General features: G+C 50.7%; 16 protein-coding genes, 1 tRNA gene and 1 pseudogene. 5 read left to right on the top strand and 13 right to left on the bottom strand.

The genetic code is table 11. The features are described from left to right. Positions 1–205 precede the first annotated feature (205 nt). Positions 206–276, bottom strand: a tRNA-Cys gene (locus ATHL_RS05045). A 175-nt stretch (positions 277–451) separates the two neighbouring features. Here ATHL_RS05045 and sdhC point away from each other — a divergent pair. The 4 genes from sdhC to ATHL_RS05065 are packed head-to-tail and all read left to right on the top strand — an operon-like array spanning position 452 to position 3,803. Beyond that, on the top strand, positions 452–871 hold the full coding sequence (sdhC, locus tag ATHL_RS05050; protein ID WP_062190430.1) for a succinate dehydrogenase, cytochrome b556 subunit: 420 nt from the start codon (positions 452–454) through the stop codon (positions 869–871). Positions 872–880: 9 nt separating this feature from the next. Then, positions 881–1,273 carry a succinate dehydrogenase/fumarate reductase transmembrane subunit gene (locus tag ATHL_RS05055; RefSeq protein WP_062190432.1) on the top strand — a complete coding sequence of 131 codons (393 nt, stop codon included), beginning with the start codon at positions 881–883 and terminating at the stop codon, positions 1,271–1,273. Positions 1,274–1,289: 16 nt separating this feature from the next. Further along, complete coding sequence (locus tag ATHL_RS05060) at positions 1,290–3,083, top strand: FAD-dependent oxidoreductase (protein ID WP_062190434.1); 1,794 nt, start codon at positions 1,290–1,292, stop codon at positions 3,081–3,083. Between the two features lie 12 nt (positions 3,084–3,095). After that, positions 3,096–3,803, top strand: a complete 708-nt coding sequence (locus ATHL_RS05065) for a succinate dehydrogenase iron-sulfur subunit (protein WP_062190436.1) — start codon at positions 3,096–3,098, stop codon at positions 3,801–3,803. Positions 3,804–3,881: 78 nt separating this feature from the next. Here the strand turns inward: ATHL_RS05065 and ATHL_RS05070 are convergent, their stop codons facing one another. From ATHL_RS05070 to ATHL_RS19490, 10 genes and pseudogenes are all read right to left on the bottom strand, one after another. Continuing rightward, positions 3,882–5,765, bottom strand: coding sequence for a glycoside hydrolase family 5 protein (locus tag ATHL_RS05070; protein ID WP_062190444.1), 1,884 nt, complete (start codon positions 5,763–5,765; stop codon positions 3,882–3,884). A gap of 230 nt (positions 5,766–5,995) precedes the next feature. After that, positions 5,996–6,448, bottom strand: coding sequence for a hypothetical protein (locus tag ATHL_RS05080; RefSeq protein ID WP_062190448.1), 453 nt, complete (start codon positions 6,446–6,448; stop codon positions 5,996–5,998). Positions 6,449–6,693: 245 nt separating this feature from the next. Continuing rightward, the gene (locus ATHL_RS05085; RefSeq protein ID WP_162787591.1) at positions 6,694–6,939 is read right to left on the bottom strand and encodes a DUF1858 domain-containing protein; all 246 of its coding nucleotides are present in this window, start codon (positions 6,937–6,939) and stop codon (positions 6,694–6,696) included. Between the two features lie 58 nt (positions 6,940–6,997). Further along, positions 6,998–7,714, bottom strand: coding sequence for a Crp/Fnr family transcriptional regulator (locus ATHL_RS05090; protein ID WP_162787592.1), 717 nt, complete (start codon positions 7,712–7,714; stop codon positions 6,998–7,000). 70 nt (positions 7,715–7,784) lie between these two features. Further along, a complete protein-coding gene (locus tag ATHL_RS05095) occupies positions 7,785–8,546 on the bottom strand; it encodes a YceI family protein (RefSeq protein WP_062190454.1) in 762 nt (253 codons plus the stop codon). A gap of 170 nt (positions 8,547–8,716) precedes the next feature. Further along, entirely contained in the window at positions 8,717–9,922 is a 1,206-nt protein-coding gene (gene lhgO / locus ATHL_RS05100; protein WP_062190456.1) for an L-2-hydroxyglutarate oxidase, read from the bottom strand. Positions 9,923–9,958: 36 nt separating this feature from the next. Continuing rightward, positions 9,959–11,494 carry a xylulokinase gene (locus ATHL_RS05105; RefSeq protein ID WP_062190458.1) on the bottom strand — a complete coding sequence of 512 codons (1,536 nt, stop codon included), beginning with the start codon at positions 11,492–11,494 and terminating at the stop codon, positions 9,959–9,961. Positions 11,495–11,496: 2 nt separating this feature from the next. Then, positions 11,497–12,900 (bottom strand): iron-containing alcohol dehydrogenase, encoded by a 1,404-nt coding sequence (locus ATHL_RS05110; protein WP_162787593.1) that lies wholly within the window; start codon positions 12,898–12,900, stop codon positions 11,497–11,499. A 54-nt stretch (positions 12,901–12,954) separates the two neighbouring features. Further along, positions 12,955–13,200: pseudogene (locus ATHL_RS19635) on the bottom strand (anti-sigma factor); the annotation flags it as partial. A gap of 17 nt (positions 13,201–13,217) precedes the next feature. Continuing rightward, positions 13,218–13,352, bottom strand: coding sequence for a hypothetical protein (locus ATHL_RS19490; protein ID WP_272897340.1), 135 nt, complete (start codon positions 13,350–13,352; stop codon positions 13,218–13,220). Between the two features lie 139 nt (positions 13,353–13,491). Here ATHL_RS19490 and ATHL_RS05125 point away from each other — a divergent pair, with 139 nt between their 5' ends. Then, positions 13,492–13,863 carry a YkvA family protein gene (locus tag ATHL_RS05125; protein ID WP_201797938.1) on the top strand — a complete coding sequence of 124 codons (372 nt, stop codon included), beginning with the start codon at positions 13,492–13,494 and terminating at the stop codon, positions 13,861–13,863. 61 nt (positions 13,864–13,924) lie between these two features. Here ATHL_RS05125 and ATHL_RS05130 read toward each other — a convergent pair whose 3' ends face one another. Further along, positions 13,925–15,223, bottom strand: coding sequence for an MFS transporter (locus ATHL_RS05130; protein ID WP_062190468.1), 1,299 nt, complete (start codon positions 15,221–15,223; stop codon positions 13,925–13,927). Further along, positions 15,216–16,196 (bottom strand): RIO1 family regulatory kinase/ATPase domain-containing protein, encoded by a 981-nt coding sequence (locus ATHL_RS05135; RefSeq protein WP_062190469.1) that lies wholly within the window; start codon positions 16,194–16,196, stop codon positions 15,216–15,218. Before ATHL_RS05135 ends, ATHL_RS05130 begins: the two co-directional genes overlap by 8 nt. Positions 16,197–16,463: the final 267 nt, after the last annotated feature.

Genomic DNA, 16,463 nt, shown 5'->3' on the forward strand with positions numbered 1-16,463 from the left:
GCGATCACTCCCGCCCTGATTTTACCTTTCTCAATCAGGGCCCGCAAGCGAGCCTCGTCCAGCCCGTACTTGCGGGCGGCTTCGGGAACCGGGAGAAACGTGGGGAGTGTGACCATGCCCAACCCTCCTGCTAAAAAACACAAAACGCACCCAGGGATCCATCGGGTGCGTTGCAAGGAACAGGGATGGAATCCCTGCTTTGGAGAGGCGACGATGGGATTTGAACCCATGATCAGGGTTTTGCAGACCCTTGCCTTGCCACTTGGCCACGTCGCCTTTTTTGAGTGCGGGTGTATTTTACGTGAAGGCAGGCGAAATGTCAACCTCGGAATGGTCAAATTCGAGAGGTTCTACCTTTGGTTCGAAAAATCCAGCTGCTCCGAATTGTTGCGAATCTCAATGAAATGGATACAATTACTCTAGTGATCCAATTCTTCCCTCGGAGGTGTGTATGTCGAATTTGAAGACCACCCTGACCGGGTATACCGGGTATAGGGGTCGTGAAGGACACTGGGCGTTTTTATTGCATCGAATCACGGGTCTGGGGGTGGTTTTATTCCTGGCGATTCACATTCTGGATACTTCGTTCGTCTATTTTGCTCCCCAGCTATATGATGAGGTACTGAAAGTTTACCGTTCTACCCTTTTTGGCATTGGTGAGGTCGTGCTTGTATTCTGTCTGTTTTATCACGGAGTGAATGGCATCCGAATCGCTTATCTTGACTTGCTGGCACCAAAAGCCTGGACCATTGAGAAGACTCGCCGATCGGCTTATCTTGTTTTGGTGATCACGCTGGTTCTCTGGGTGCCTTCGGCAGGGTATATGATTTATAACCTGCTTCGGCATAATTTTGGGATGTTTGGTGGATAGGAGTGGAACATGAGCGTTACAGCCAAGGAACCAGAGAAAATCCGCATCCAGAAAAACTTTGATCAAATTGCCTGGATGGCCATGCGCTACAGCGGAGTATTGTTAATTCCCCTGGCGTTTGGACACATGATTTTACAGGATGTGGTGGTTGGGGTACATCAAATTACCACGGATTATGCGGTGGAACGCATGGCAACCCTGGGATGGAAGTTATACGATATTTTTCTTCTGGCTTTTGCGTTTGGTCACGGAATGAACGGGGTTCGTCAGGTATTTCGCGATTACATCCATAACCCCAGGTCGTTCCGTATTGTGAGTTCTATCTTATTCGTGGTATGGTTGGTCATCTCGGTCATTGGGGCGATCACCTTACTGGCAATTAACCCGGCAATGGGCCGGTAGTATCTCTGGAGATAGTATGACCAATATTCACCAGTACGATGTAGTTGTGGTTGGTGGTGGCGGGGCTGGATTAATGGCTGCCATGTATGCCTCTCAACGGGCAAAGACCGCAGTAATCAGCAAGCTTTACCCGGTTCGTTCGCATACGGGCGCAGCCCAGGGCGGTATTGGTGCGGCGCTGGGCAACCTGGAGGAAGACAGCCCGGAGTGGCATACGTTCGACACAGTAAAGGGGTCCGATTACCTGGGTGATCAGGACGCAATCGAGTTTATGTGCCATGAAGCCGTACAGGCTGTATATGACCTGGAGCACATGGGGCTTCCCTTTTCGCGCACAGCAGATGGCCGAATCGCTCAACGCCCCTTTGGCGGTCACACAAATAATGTGACTAAAAAACCAGTCAGGCGTGCCTGTTACGCCTCAGATCGAACCGGGCACATGATTCTTCAAACACTTTACCAGCAGTGTATTAAAAACAATATTTTGTTTTACGATGAATTCCAGGCCATGGATTTGTTGCTGGTGGATGGTAAGGTGGCTGGGGTGGTAGCAGTAGAACTGGCGACCGGCGAGTTGCATGTCTTCCATGCCAAAGCTGTGATCTTCGCCACTGGAGGGCACGGGCGTATCTGGGAAATTACTTCCAATGCATATGCCTACACCGGGGACGGGTGTGCTATTGTTGCACGGCGGGGTATTCCTCTGGAAGATATGGAATTTTTCCAATTTCATCCGACCGGGATTTATAAATTAGGCATTTTGATTACGGAAGCGGTGCGGGGCGAGGGCGGAATTCTCTTCAACAAAAAGGGAGAACGCTTTATGGAGCGCTATGCGCCAACCATCAAAGACCTTGCCTCGCGTGATGTGATCAGTCGGGCGATGTATCTGGAAACGCGTGCCGGTAATGACGTCAACGGACAGCGATTCTTTTACCTGGATGTCACACCTGAAACCGTGAACAAATACGCTGAAATTGATGGCCGAACCCGTCCCGATGGAACCCCGTATCGGGTTACTGCACAGGAAATCCTCTCTAAAATCCCCGATATTGCTGATTTTTGCCAGACTTATCTCGGAATCGATCCAACCAGACAACCCATCCCGGTACAGCCAACCGCTCATTACGCCATGGGCGGGATTCCTACCAATATTATGGGTCAGGTGGTGATCGATGAGCAAAACACAGTATTACCAGGGTTATATGCGGCGGGAGAGGTAGCCTGTGTGTCGGTCCATGGGGCAAACCGCCTGGGCACGAATTCTCTGGTCGATTTAATCGTTTTTGGCAAGCATTCCGGGATACATGCTGCCGAATTTGCTCTGGGGGCTGATTTTGTTCCCCTTCCCGCTGATCCGACCGAATACGTGCGAGAGCAAATTTCCCGGTTACATGCAGGTTCCGGGAAAGAAAAGGCTGCGGCCATTGCTCGTGAAATGAAAGCAGAGATGTTTGATCACGTGGGAGTCTTCCGAACACAGGAAGGGCTGGAACACGCGATTCAAAAGATTCGGGAACTTCAGGAACGTTTTAAGGACGTGCGTGTGACCGATAGTGGAAAGATCTTCAACATGGAGTTATTACAGACATGGGAGTTGGGGAATATGCTTGATCTGGCCCTGGTCACTGCACAATCGGCACTGGCGCGAACTGAAAGCCGTGGTGGCCATGCGCGGGATGATTACCCGGCTCGCGACGATGTGAACTGGTTGAAACATACTCTTGCCTGGATGGACAGGGATCAAATCCGCCTGGGGTATAAGCCAGTGGTGATTACGAAGTATCCACCCAAAGAGAGAACGTATTAGAGGAGCTCAGCCATGCAAATTAAACTGCGTGTTTTTCGGTTTGATCCTGAAAAGGACCAAAAACCCCGATTCGATACTTTCTTCATGGATGTGGATCCGAACGACAGGGTTCTTGATCTGCTGGAATACGTCAAGGCGGATTTTGATAGCAGTCTGGCGTTAAGGCGTTCCTGCGCGCACGGAATCTGCGGGTCGGATGCTATGCGGATTAACGGGAGGAATTATCTGGCATGTAAAGTGCTGGTGAAAAACCTGCATAGCGATCAGATCACAGTGGAGCCGCTTCTCGGTTTGCGGGTGATTAAAGATCTGATCGTGGATATGGAGCCATTCTTCGAAAATTACCGGTCGGTACTTCCATACCTGATCAACGATGAGGCGTTACCTGAGGATGGTAAGGAGCGGCTGCAAACTCCCGAAGAACGTGATCGTTTCGAAGATACTACTAAATGTATCTTGTGTGCGGCGTGTACCACTTCCTGCCCGTCTTTCTGGTCTGATGAACGCTATGTTGGTCCGGCTGCGATTGTCAATGCACACCGGTTTATATTTGATAGCCGTGACCGAGCTGCTGAACGGAGGTTGAATATTCTCAATCAACAGATTGGAGTATGGCGTTGTCGGACGGCATTTAACTGCACAGAGGCCTGCCCAAGGGAAATTCATATCACTACGGCCATTGCCGAGGTAAAACAGGCCATTTTGAGCGGTAAGGTTTAATCCGCCAGTTACCCAAAAAATTCCGGCGCTGTTCCCGGGTTGAGGAATAAGCGCCGGTTTTTTAATATCAGATTGATGTCAGGCAGGGAAAATTATTATCCGATGTATCCCTCCCGGCTCGGCAGGCGAATATTCCAGGCGTTGATCTTCTGGAAAATAACGGGTCTGTCCTGCCGGGGCTTCGACCCGGATTCCAGAAGGGTACTGGAAGGAGGGAATAAAAAGTTCTGTCGGGGCATTAATCGTCGGATCGTGCTCGAAGTGATACTCCATGCGCTTTTTCTTCCGGTCAAAGCGTAGATAGACTGGTTTACCGGCAGTGGCTACCGGGTAGGGACGTAGAACAGCATCCAGCGCTCGCCCACCGGAATGAATATCTTCAGGGTCGGTTTGCTGGTCACGGCTGAAAATAGAGAAATCCTCGCCATTCCACTGATCGCCATGCTGATTGGTGTTGTCGGGAGTGTAATTCCATAAAGCACCGGATAGAAGATTGGCTTCGATGGCGCGCATCGAACGATCCATGGCTTTGGATTGCGCTGAAAAATCTCCGTTTCGAAATGCCCGCCGATTATTCAAATCAAAGGGAATTCCGAATTCTCCAATGAATACCGGTGCTCCACCCAGGTGTTCCTTTGCCTCATGTTTGAACCGCGCGAGTTGTTCGCGGAAAGAGCGCTCAATGGCCCAGGGGGTAAAAACGGGTTTTCCGGTGTGGAAATCGCCAGCAACCCATGAAGAATAATGTTTGAACACCAGGGTATATGCGTCGTACCAGTGTGGAGCATAAACTATGCGGGGAGCATCCTCTTTACCCCAATGAGGGGCAGGTGTGCTTGGCTCGGTCTCAATAAAAATGATGGCCTGAGGGATTTCTTCGCGAATCTCTCGAGCAAACCGGTTGGCAAAAGGCTGAAAATAATCCTGGTTGAAATTAAGTGTCCGCCCATTGACCTGATGGAAGTGAAATGGGCGAAGCAGTCGAGGTTGTCCGGTAGGCCCAATATCCCAGACGCCATTGGAGCGCCAGATGCACTCGAACCCTTCTCGCCAGAGCCTCTGCCCTTTTGGATTGATCAATCGCGAGGCAATCTTCCGATTCCCGCTTAGTTTAAAGTCCCAAACTCCAACCTCCAGGGGGATTCCACTGGCTAACACCATGGCTTCGAGAGGAGTGGGAAAATCTCCAAGGCGTGGCCTGCCACAGCATTCATTCAGATCCTCAATTCCGATGTAGCCTCGAACAGGTTCATTCATCGTGTCAAAACCAACAACATTCGGCTGGTCGCGTAAGGCATGTGCCAACCGGCGCATGGCAGCAATGTAATGCCGTTGGAGAAATTCCTGTGCGGGTTCTCCTTCCATGAAGGTCTTGGGTGCTAAATCGTTACCGGCGAAGAAAAGCGCGAACATCGTGGCGGCGGCCAGCTTATGTGCATTGGTTGGCCAGATCATCCGTGGGAATGGGTCGCCATGGAGGGCGTGGACGATGGCTGCGCCGGTTTCCTGAAGATAACGTAAATCCATACCGGCCAGTTCCAGAGTCCATCCAGGTGCACCATCGCCACCGGTAAAGCGGCTCCACACATCCTGATGCGGATCGATAAACACGCGGATCCCATAAGAGTGGGCTTTTTCAAGGATTGCGTGCACGTAGTGAATGTACTCATCATCGTACATTCCGGGGCCTGCGTGTTCGATGGCTTCCCAGGTGATTAAAAAGCGAAGGAAAGTGAACCCCCATTTTTTTAGCCTTGCAAAATGCTCGTCAGCTTCATCGAGAGGAAAAGGCCGCCCCACGAAAGAGACTTCGCGGTGATTGAAAAAGCCATCACGGATATGGGTGGGTAAATGTGGCCGACTTGGAATCTTACTGCTGCCTGCCAGGTTGATTCCCCGCAGCATCAGTGTACGGCCAAATTCATCTACAAAATCGGAGTTTCGAATGGATAGAATGCTCATACCCCTGGGGTTATTATAATAAGCCAGAGGTTATCCCGCAATCCGGATTCTTCCAGAGTCTGCGGTTTTTTTAAGGGAAGTTCTTCACTCGTTTCCCTTTTGTAAAAAAAAGATAGAGCAACGGAATATTTTCCCATTCGTCGGGGGAGCTGGATGGGATTGTAACCCAGCACCATCTTATCCGATGCTTGAGAAAAGCCCCAGTATAAAAAAGGATGCCGAAGAAAAGATCAACTTTCAGGTAGAAGCGCGTTGAGTAAGATGATCACGCCACCCAGAATCAGGAGATAGGGCCAGTAGGATCCGAGGCTGAGGTTAAAGAGGAAATACAACGCGATGAAAAGAAAGATAACCCCACCTATCAGACTGTTTCGCGCCCGTTGAGTCAGGCGCTTTTCTTCCTGGTAATGATTCCAGGCATCGGCGAAGGAAGTAAAAGATGGAATGAGAATAAACAACGCCCACCAGTTGTTGAAAGAAAAGTTTGTGAAATTCTGGAGCAGTAACAGCCCGCCCGCCAGAATGAGAATTGCACCGACAACCCAGCCGGAATTTTTCCCATGCCGGCGCCTCTGGTTTTCATGGAAGGGGAGATTGGAAGAGGGATGATTTTCTTCAGGCCGTTGTTTCCATTCGGAATTGGGTCCTGGTTGGATATCTGAGTCATTGCTCTGGCCTGTCATGGTTCACTCCTTATAGCTCTACTATTTTATGTGGCTCTATACATCATATACGAAAATCATAACGAAAGGTTGTATCAGTTTTTGATGTGACAGATGCAAGCAAGGATATCTTTGGCCTACATTGAGGCAAGGAATGAAAAAGCCTTCTCCCTGTGGTTGTGTGAGAAAAAGAGCGAGACATGGCTCAATGATCAGGGGAAGAATGCGTGAGATGGCAAAGGCCGCTTATGATTGAGGCCGGAATTTCAACGAGATTGGGCGCAGGGTGGGGATTGAATTGCCTGGGTGAGGTCGTGCAGGAGAAGGTCCAGAGAGATATCGTGCACAAGAGCGGCCTCTGCCACGGTATCGAACGCGGCCAGACTGCACCCCACACAACTCATGTGATGGCGCAGGAACACGGCGATAGTTTGAGGGTAGTGCTCCATGATCTGAGCTACTATCACATGAGGGGCTATTTCTAAAACACCGGAGGATTGATTCTTATCCATTTCTGTGGCCCAGTATACAGGGTTAACTGTTTTTCCTCTTTGCGCCTGAACAAAGATACTAAATACTCGCCCCGCCGGTTGGAAGGTCTTCCGCGATTTTAACCAATCCATGGGGAAAACAGATGATAATTTTTTCCCGGCCGCTTTTTATGAGGCCCTGGTTTTCCCACTGGCTGAGAATACGACTGACGGTAAACAGTGTGGTTCCGGTCATCTCAGCCAGGTTTTGCCTTGAAAGAGGGAGATCAATGAGCACACCCTCGTTTGTCTTACGGCCGGTCTGAGCTGCCAGTCGAAGAAGAGCCCGTGCCAGCCGTCTTTCTACCCGTTCGGTGGCAAGCTCTTTTAAACGATCCTGGTATTCGTGAACCTGCTCGGCCATCATTTTCATGGCATTCAACGAAATGGATGGATATTTCTCGAGGAGAGGCTTCATCGCCGAGTGACTCCAGGTCAGGGCCTGGCAGGGCTCAGCCGCCTGAGCTGTCACCGGATAGATTGTGTTCTCAACCAGAGCAATGACTGCAAAGAAGGTCCATGCCCCAATAAGGCGCATGAGCACCTGCTGGCCATCAGGTGTAAGTTGGAGTAGTTTAACACTTCCATCTTTCAACAAATAAAAGGAACTTGCAGGGTCGCCCTGAAGGAAGAAAAATTCTCCGGCATCCAGCCAAATCAGCCTTGCCGCAGAATATACCTCATGCAAGCCCAGATCACTCAGACCATTGAAAATGCTGGAATTTCTAAGGAAAGAGAGAATCTCATCATCAACCATCTGGCCTATTGTAGCCGAATTTTTGCCCGTTACGGTTTCATTTTCTATACTGATGTTCGAAGGTAAACCATCAGGGAACCTGTTCAAAGGTGAACGTAACCGTAAGGGTAACGCCATCCTTGACAATGAGCACGCCGGCAATATCAGGAGGTTCTACACCCCAGTCTTTCATCATTAAAAAGGTGGTGGCTTCACCGGTCAGGCGGTTGCCGTTTTTAACAGCTTTTACATTCCACGTGATGGGACGTGTAGTATCTCGCACAGTCAGATTTCCTTCCATCTGGAAGGTTAATTCCTGCCCTTCCTGAGGTTTGATCGGAAATCCGATCAGCTGGCTGATGGTGAATTTTGCTAACGGGAAACGGGAGGACTCGAGCCAGCGATTGCGAATAGCATTATCTCTGCGAGAGCTGTCTGTGGTCAGGGTGCTGATATCTACGGTCAACTCACCAGATTGGATTTGAGCAGGATTGTTTAAATCGACTAAAAATTCACCAGTTACCTGACTGGTTTTTCCAATTGCTGTATTGAGGCGATTATTTTCATTAAGGAAAGTTTCATCGACCGCATATTGAACCACCGTCTCAGCCGGAACAATTTTAAAAGTCACAACCGGGGAAGAAATCGACCGGGAGGTTGGATCGGTGGGATAGCTCGCATCAGGGGTGGGTGATTCCTCAGGGGTAGCGGTGAGAGCCGGTGTGAGGGTTGGAGACTCTTGCCTGGGTAACGTTAGAGTCGGTGAAGATGTGCGGGTGGGTACAGAGGGTGTACAGGCAGAGATGAAGAGGAGAATACTGGTAAGAAGGATGTGTACTTTGTTATGGAACATAGAGGGTTCCCTTTCTGATTTGAAGAGAGTCTATCTTTGATGCCAAATCATAACCTAAATAGATGCAATTTATCAAATAACAGGCCAAAAATAAAGAAAACTCTCATTTAAAAAAATAAATTAGCCCCCTGGAATGACAGGGGGCGTGGTGTGATTGGGGTAAAGGATGTTTACAGGTTAAAGTTTTTCGCCGCCATGGCCGCAATGGATTCGCCAATAGCAATGGAAGCGGTGGCGGCAGGTGAGGGCGCATTGAGCACATGGACCATGCGGGCTGCTTCCACGATCCGGAAATCATCCACAAGATTCCCCTGGGGATCCAATGCCTGTGCCCGAACACCTGCACCGCTGCGGTGAATATCATCCGCAGTCAGATCTGGAAGGAGGCGTTGTAAGGCTTTTACGAACGCTGCTTTGCTCAAGGAGCGGTAGTACTCCCCGACGGCGGTTTTCCAGTATTTCGCGGCCATTTTCCAGAACCCACCGTAGAGGGCATATTCGAACATGTCCCTGAGGGAAATATCGCTCATTTTGTATCCTTCGCGCTTGAAAGCCAGGACGGCATTGGGGCCAGCTTCAATCCCACCTTTGACCATGCGGGTGAAGTGCACGCCCAGGAATGGAAAACGCGGATCGGGAACGGGGTAGATCAGATTGCGAACGAGGTGGTGTTTTTCAGGGATGAGTTCGTAGTACTCACCGCGGAAGGGAACGATTTTAAGGCCCGGGTCTACCCCGCATAAGCGGGCTATCCGGTCGGATTGTAAGCCACCGCAATTTATTAAATTGCGTGTAGCTATTTCTCCCTGGGGAGTGGTCAGGACAAACTCGTTTCCAGCCTTTCGGAAGCCAGTGACTCTGGCGTTGGTTTTTATCTCTCCACCGGCTTGCTGGATCAGGCTGGCATAAGCCTGGCAGACCCCCACATAATCCACAATGCCGGTTTGTGGTACAAAGATAGCGGCGATGCCAGCGGCATAAGGTTCGTACTCCTTGATTTCTTCTCCCTTTAACCGGCGCAGGCCGTTGAGGCCATTCTGAAGCCCTCTTTCATAGAGGCGGTCGAGTGCGGGTAGTTCGCTTTCCGAGGTGGCCACGATGACTTTTCCACAGCGATCGTGAGCAATTTGATGTTCAGCGCAGAACGCATACATGGCCTCGCGTCCCTTGACGCAATTTTGGGCCTTTAAGGAGCCGGGCTTGTAATAAATTCCCGAATGAATGACCCCGCTATTGTTTCCGGTTTGATGGGCAGCGAGGCGATTTTCAGCCTCGAGAACGATGAGTGAGGGGTGTTTTTCCCGGGTCAGGGCCATGGCTGTGGCGAGGCCCACAATTCCACCGCCAATGATAGCAATATCGTATGTACTGGGCATGGTTTCCGTCTCCTGGCTGTTTTTTTTGGATAGTGTTTATATTATAGACCCCAAATCGCCAAAATGGGAAAGGCCAGCCAGGTGATACATGGTTTCTTTGAGGGATGGATACAGAGCGCAGTAGACGTCTTCGAAAAACCGGGTGTAGATAGTATGACTGTTGGGGTCTGGTTCGATCCACCGGGAGGGAAGGGGCGCCATGGCGTTTACGGCGTCTGTATAAGAAGGGAACCAACCTGAGCCGATGGCTGCCAAAATGCCAGCACCGAGAGATGCTGCCTCGGTATTGCTTGAAATAGCTATGGGGCGGTTGAGAATATTGGCCAGAATTTGCCGCCATAAACGGCTGTGAGTTCCCCCTCCTGACGCAATGATTTGCTTCACCGGAAGGTGGGTTTCCATTTCGGCATGTTGGAGTTGGAGGCGTAGTTCAAACCCCAAACCTTCGAGAATCGCTCTGAATAGATGTTCTGGCTTATGGAAACCTCGAAGGCCAAAAAAGACTCCGCTGGCGTGGGAATCCCAGTAGGGATTCATGGCGCTGTTCAGATAAGGGATCATGACTACACCCTCTGCGCCTGGAGGTAAAGAGGAAGCTTTCTTTTCCAGCTCATCCAGGGATTCCTGATCTCTGAGAAGATCGCGAGTGAACCACTGGATGGTAAAGCCCCCTGCCAGAAGCACCATTTCGAGTACATAACTGCCGGGCATTCCACCGATCATGGTGCGGAAAGCTGGAGAGACTTTATACGCCGTGCTTACCAGTCCTGTAATGATGGATGTGCCCAGGCTTAAACTGGCGAGAGAAGATGAGGAAACTCCGCTTCCCAGCGTGTTGGCCTGACCATCACCCAGCCCGGCAACGACAGGCAGGCCAGCGGGCAGCCCTGTTTCTTGAGCGGCTTCCCGGGTAAGTGTACCGATTACCTGACCAGGTTCATATAACTCAGGAAATTGATCCGGGCTCAAACCAAGCCATGATAAACAGTGGGGATCCCACTGGCGTCCGGGAATATCCAGCAGGCCGGTCGGATCGGCGCTTGCGGTTGACGTGGCGAACTTTCCGGTGAGGCGGTAATTCAGGTAGGCTCCGGTATCAAGCAAATGGGCTGTTTTTTTGAGGTTTCCCGGTTCCTGCCGCCGGAGCCATTCGAGTTTTCCAATGATTAAATTGGGAGTCAACGGTTTTCCGGTGCGTTCTTGATAATTGGGGTCATTCAGGGCACTCACCACTTCATCATGAATGGGCCTGGATCGCTCGTCCATCCAGAGGATTGCCGGGCGTAAAGGACATCCTGTGGAATCAAGCAGGACAAAGGTTTCGCGTTGATGTGAGATACTTATAGCTGCAACTCGACCTGCATTGACGGAGCGGATCGCCTGGCGAATAGCCAGCACAGTTGCATTCCACCACTCCTCGGCAGATTGTTCAAACTGTCCGGGAATGGGCTGAAGAATGTCTAACTCCTTCCGGCCTTCTCCGTGGGGAAGGCCCCTGGCATCCCAGAGCATGGCTTTGCACGCAGTGGTGCTGAGATCAAGTCCAAGAACCAGGTCTTTCTGAAGAGCCATTTTTAGTCAAGCACACCGGCCATTTCAAGCACTGCTTCCGCGGCTTCTGGAAAAAGGCCCATTTCCCAGGCGAGATCGAGGAGGGTATAACGTGAACGGTATTGAGGTCCTTTTATCAGTGCCTCTATGGCGTCTTCTTTACTGCGATGAACCGAGGAGAGGCTCATGGGCATTCCTGCCTGCCGCAAAGGTTCACGGATCGATGCGAGAGAGGGAGCGTACGGGGCTACCGCATTCCAGAGGTGTTCCCAGTGGTCTTGCACCCAGCGAATCCGGTCAATCAGTGCATCATCCGAAAGGTATTTTGTTTTAACCACCTCATTGAAGATGGGGGCGGCCTTACCATAACGTACCTGGTTTTCTCGCAGAAGATCTTCTACGGGTGGTCGGTGGCGGACAACCTGCCTGGGATCAATTTTTCCCGGGTCAATCTTACGCATGTATTCATAAAATGCGAGCATAATGATCGTGCCCACCCCTACCTGCGTGCCATGAAGGTTCTTGGGAAGGTGACGGGTGTGGGTCAGTAAGTCCCAGAAATGAGAGATCACGTGCTCAGCCCCTGAAGAAGGAGAAGTCTCTCCATTGAGGATGGTCATCGAAAGCCCTGATTTCAAGATGGCTTCACCCAGAAAAGTGATGGCCCGGGGATCGCGATGGGCAATGCCCCTGGCTGAAGCATGAACCTGGCGTTCGTTCTCGGCGGTCATTTCGTAGGGGAGTGGGCAGAAATATCCTCCCCGGATAAATTGAGAGAGCTTCCAGTCGGCATTGCAGATGCTCCTGGCCGCCAGGTCACCGACTCCGGCATGGATCATCTCCATAGGAGCATTAACCATGATGTCTACATCCAGGAAAACCGCGTCAGCCGGGTTGAGTAAGACGCTGGTTTTGACATCGTTTTCCGTCATTGTGGCCGTGATCGAGGTATAGGCGTTCATGGAAGGTGCCGTGCCAAGAATGAGGAAGGGGCGGTGAGTGCGGGTGGCAACCCATTTTGTAAGGTCGCAGATCACCCCGGAGCCAGCACCAATGAGGATTTCGGTATCGTCATCCACAGCTAACGCCAGCTGGTTACCCAGTTCGGTTTCCGAATCGAGGAGAACCCCTTTTTGCCCGGCTGGTAGAAGAGAAAGGTTCAGACCATTTTGACGCAGTGGGCGAATTACTCCCTCCACGATAATTTCCTCAATTGCACGATCAAAAAGGATTTGAACCTTTCGTGGGGGGTGCTGAAGGATTCTTTCCAGAGAATGGGGGATTTCTTCTACCAGATGCCCTACGCGCATTTCACCGATAGGAACCTGGTGAGTTTGCCCGCAATATGGGCAAAAAAAGGTGGAATATGACAGGCCGTTAGAATCTCGGCTGAGAAAATCTTGGAGTGACAGGATTGATGTAGCCATGCCCATGATTATAGTGGAAAATGATATGAGGAAAATGCGAGAATGAATGTTTTTTCAGAATTGACCGGACAGGACTCTTTCACCGGTTGGCCCAGCAGATCCACCGGCTGGTTCGATGGTGACCCCAAATCCGTCATAATGAGTCAGAAGATCGAGTGATTCGATCCTGAGAACCGTATATCCATTCTTCCCGACAGAGAAGACCCCACCGCTGGTGCGGATTCCATCACGGATTAGCCAGAGTTGGTACTGGAAATCTGGGGGGAGTTCCTTCAACCGGTTGACTACCAGCAAACCAAACTCTCCACTTCGGCAGGTTACTCATCATTGAGGATTTTCAAGGCTACCCCAAATACGAGATGGCTATAACGGTTATTGAGTTCGCTCAAAGTTGCCGGGTCTTTCTGGCGGATTTGTTCGAAGAGAAGATGATCTGATGATAAAGATGACATCACTGAGCGAATTATACGGTAGAATGCTCGCGCCAGAAGTGATTGCTTTTTCACATGAAAACGCAGGGTTACTCCATCGGAAACAAAAAGGAACGAAGGCAAATCGAAAATGAAGGGTTTTCTTGATAATTGGAAGTCGATGGCGAGGCGTTTAAACACTGAGGTGTATGCGCTCTACCTGGCTTACCGAGATCCACGCACACCTTTATACGCCAGGATATTCACGGCGTGTGTAGTCGGGTATGCTTTCAGCCCGATAGACCTTATCCCCGATTTCATTCCTATTCTGGGATATCTGGATGATCTCTTGCTTATTCCGCTCGGTATAAAGGTGGCTATTGGAATGATTCCACCGGAGGTAATGAGAGATTGTCGGGAGAAAGCCCATACAATGTTCCCAAACGGGAAGCCGGTTAACCGGGTAGCAGCAGCAGTCATTGTGCTGGTATGGCTGGTTCTTGCCATTCTGATCATTTCTCAAGTTTTAAGGGTGGTTTTACAGGTATTCTGAAGGCATGTGCTCCCGGGCAGGGTTGAGATCAGGTGTTCAATCCCTGCCCGGCAGGGCCCGATCAGGCTCTATGTTCATCGAGGCTGACAACCCCGGATTTGAGTAGATGGGGTTCTGGAGCCTGGCGCGAAAAGCGCCGATAAAGATAGAGAACAGGAGCTGAGAGCAGACTGGTGGCGAGGATAGCGCTTCGGAGGGAGAACGCTTTCCCAATAGCGCCCACTCCGGGGCCACCGGCAATCTGGCCAAAGGCGTTGGCCTGGCCAACCATTGATATTACCGTCGCACGGACACGGGATTCGATGTTATTCACCAGCCAGGTATCAAACAATGGGCCGATGAGCCCTTCGAGGATACCTCTCAATAGCATACAGAGGGCAGCCAGGTAGAAATTGCCTGACGCGGCAAACCCAATCACCAGGGTTATGGAGGCTCCATGGAGGATCATCAAAGCCCGGGCGCTGCGTTGAACTGAGGCAGTGAGTTGTTCAAGGCGCGGACGGAGAAATGCTGTGACGATGAAAGAGCCAATCCCTCCAAAGATGTGAATGACCCCAAACCAGACCACGGGTTGGAAATTGCCCAGGGTTGGAAATGTGAAATTCTGCAATAGATGGGCATCTGCCAGGCGGTCGTATCCTTCGCTGGCGGCCCCACGAAAAATTTCCACAATGGCCAGGGTAAGCAGTACCGGGCTGGAGCGAATAATCTGTAGACCGGTTTGGAAAGTTGCTGCTAACCCATGAAGATGCCCTGAAAGAGTAGGTTCAAGGGCCTGCGGTTTAAATTGGGTTTCTGGCATCCACAATAACATAACCAGGCTGATAAACAGGTAGAGCCCGCCACCGACAAGCAGGGGAAGGTGAAGAGAAAGGCTGGCAATTATGACGCTGATCGCAGTGGCAATCAGGCCAACCAGCCGGTTTACCTGACCGCTTTTGATAAAGATGTTTCCTACGTTCTCAGCCCCGATTTCGTCAGCCAGCCATGCCTGAGTAGCGCCACTGGTGAAAGTGTAGCCAATGCCCCAGATGACCTGTCCAACCATCACTGCCCAGAAAGTGGGAATGAATCCATACAGGAGAAAGGAGCATCCCACAATGAACATACCGAGGGTGATCGAAAATCGGCGGCTAAATGTGTCGGCGATTACCCCGGTGGGGACTTCGAAGAGAAGGACAGTTCCTTCCAGCACCGTTCCCACCAGCACAAGCTGGAGTGGATTAAGCCCCACGCGCTGAATAAAATACACCGTCATCACGGTAAAAAGAATTGTATCGGCCAGAGTCTGGATGGCACTGGTAGAGAGATATAACATGGAGGGTGAAAGGTAGCTGCGTGGGCGGGAACGATTATCCATCGGTTTCATCCGTTTCATTGATGACCGGCATTTCGGGATCACCGCGATGCTTCATCCAGATCGAGTGTGCCAGACGGTAGGGATTGGGGTGTATTCCATATCGCAGGAAATAGTCGCAGATTCTCTGAACATCTCTGCGAAAAATGTCCCAGGCTTCGCGGTTTTCATCCGGTGAGATAGCCTGAGGAAAGTCGATGATGGTGGAACGACCGTTCCAGTAAAGCACATTGTAGGCGGAGAGATCGGCGTGTATTTTCCCCAGCGATAGCATAACCTCCACTGCATGAAGGAGGGTATCGAATACCTGGCGTGCCTGCTGCCGGGTAAGTGTTATCTCTGTGAGATTGGGGGCGGGGTGGTCAATATCCCCGATGTACTCCATCAAAATGGTGTTATCACTTGAGGTCACTGGTTCGGGCACGGGTAATCCGGCGTCGTAGAGTATCTGGAGTGTTTTATATTCGTGTTGAAGCCAGGAAGTATGGGATAACTCCTTTCCGTAAGTTGTGCCTTTTCGCACGGCGTGGAGCATACGGCCATCATGGACGACCTTCCCATATTCATCAAGAACCACGCGGTTGGCGCGGTATCGAATATCGTTACGTAAATTACGCACCATGCGAGGCCGGTAAAGTTTTGCAGCCAGCAATTCCATCTTCAAAGAAGGATGAGCCTGACAAAGATATACATTGGCCTCTTTCCCGCCTTTAATCCGCCGCATCACATCAAGGATATATCCCGTGTCGTAGAGAGAGCCGAGAAAGTTGAAAATCCATTCGCGTTCCCAACGCGATGCGCCAAGAGATGGGTTAAAAGCCTCTTCAGTGCCCAGGTTTTCAAGGCCGACATGCTGGGCGATCTCTCCTAAAAGGGAGTGGTCGTTGCGTTTTTTTCGTTTTCTGGAGGGAGCAGGTTGCTCTGAGATGAGTTCAAAATCATCATCGAGATCATGTCGAATGTTCAAACGAGGCATACTTCTATCTTTCTTTCTAGAGAAAACAAAAAGGCCACAAGGAAATGCCCGTGGCAGGAAGGTTGTGATTGATGCGGTTTTCAAACTCTCGCAGGGGAGATAAAAAAGCCGCGGTGCATGGGTGCACCCGCGGCCAGACCGATCTTTAAAAATCAGTTATGGACGAGGTGCACACACGCCATCTAAACCTGTTCCGTAACGGACAGGGGTACGAGAATATGAGGTTTTTACCGATGACATGTGACACCTCCTTTCTGTATTGTGATA

This window comes from Anaerolinea thermolimosa (assembly GCF_001050195.2).
In the GTDB taxonomy this organism is placed as follows: domain Bacteria; phylum Chloroflexota; class Anaerolineae; order Anaerolineales; family Anaerolineaceae; genus Anaerolinea; species Anaerolinea thermolimosa.

What these genes read in the sequence shown, in the direction of transcription:
- ATHL_RS05135 (WP_062190469.1), bottom strand. Translation starts at nt 16,196, where the DNA reads ATGCCTCGTTTGAACATTCGACATGATCTCGATGATGATTTTGAACTC.
- ATHL_RS19490 (WP_272897340.1), bottom strand. Translation starts at nt 13,352, where the DNA reads ATGTCATCTTTATCATCAGATCATCTTCTCTTCGAACAAATCCGCCAG.
- ATHL_RS05095 (WP_062190454.1), bottom strand. Translation starts at nt 8,546, where the DNA reads ATGTTCCATAACAAAGTACACATCCTTCTTACCAGTATTCTCCTCTTC.
- sdhC (WP_062190430.1), top strand. Translation starts at nt 452, where the DNA reads ATGTCGAATTTGAAGACCACCCTGACCGGGTATACCGGGTATAGGGGT.
- ATHL_RS05060 (WP_062190434.1), top strand. Translation starts at nt 1,290, where the DNA reads ATGACCAATATTCACCAGTACGATGTAGTTGTGGTTGGTGGTGGCGGG.
- ATHL_RS05125 (WP_201797938.1), top strand. Translation starts at nt 13,492, where the DNA reads ATGGCGAGGCGTTTAAACACTGAGGTGTATGCGCTCTACCTGGCTTAC.
- ATHL_RS05065 (WP_062190436.1), top strand. Translation starts at nt 3,096, where the DNA reads ATGCAAATTAAACTGCGTGTTTTTCGGTTTGATCCTGAAAAGGACCAA.
- ATHL_RS05130 (WP_062190468.1), bottom strand. Translation starts at nt 15,223, where the DNA reads ATGGATAATCGTTCCCGCCCACGCAGCTACCTTTCACCCTCCATGTTA.
- ATHL_RS05080 (WP_062190448.1), bottom strand. Translation starts at nt 6,448, where the DNA reads ATGACAGGCCAGAGCAATGACTCAGATATCCAACCAGGACCCAATTCC.
- ATHL_RS05085 (WP_162787591.1), bottom strand. Translation starts at nt 6,939, where the DNA reads ATGGATAAGAATCAATCCTCCGGTGTTTTAGAAATAGCCCCTCATGTG.
- ATHL_RS05110 (WP_162787593.1), bottom strand. Translation starts at nt 12,900, where the DNA reads ATGGCTACATCAATCCTGTCACTCCAAGATTTTCTCAGCCGAGATTCT.
- ATHL_RS05070 (WP_062190444.1), bottom strand. Translation starts at nt 5,765, where the DNA reads ATGAGCATTCTATCCATTCGAAACTCCGATTTTGTAGATGAATTTGGC.
- ATHL_RS05055 (WP_062190432.1), top strand. Translation starts at nt 881, where the DNA reads ATGAGCGTTACAGCCAAGGAACCAGAGAAAATCCGCATCCAGAAAAAC.
- ATHL_RS05105 (WP_062190458.1), bottom strand. Translation starts at nt 11,494, where the DNA reads ATGGCTCTTCAGAAAGACCTGGTTCTTGGACTTGATCTCAGCACCACT.
- ATHL_RS05090 (WP_162787592.1), bottom strand. Translation starts at nt 7,714, where the DNA reads ATGGTTGATGATGAGATTCTCTCTTTCCTTAGAAATTCCAGCATTTTC.
- lhgO (WP_062190456.1), bottom strand. Translation starts at nt 9,922, where the DNA reads ATGCCCAGTACATACGATATTGCTATCATTGGCGGTGGAATTGTGGGC.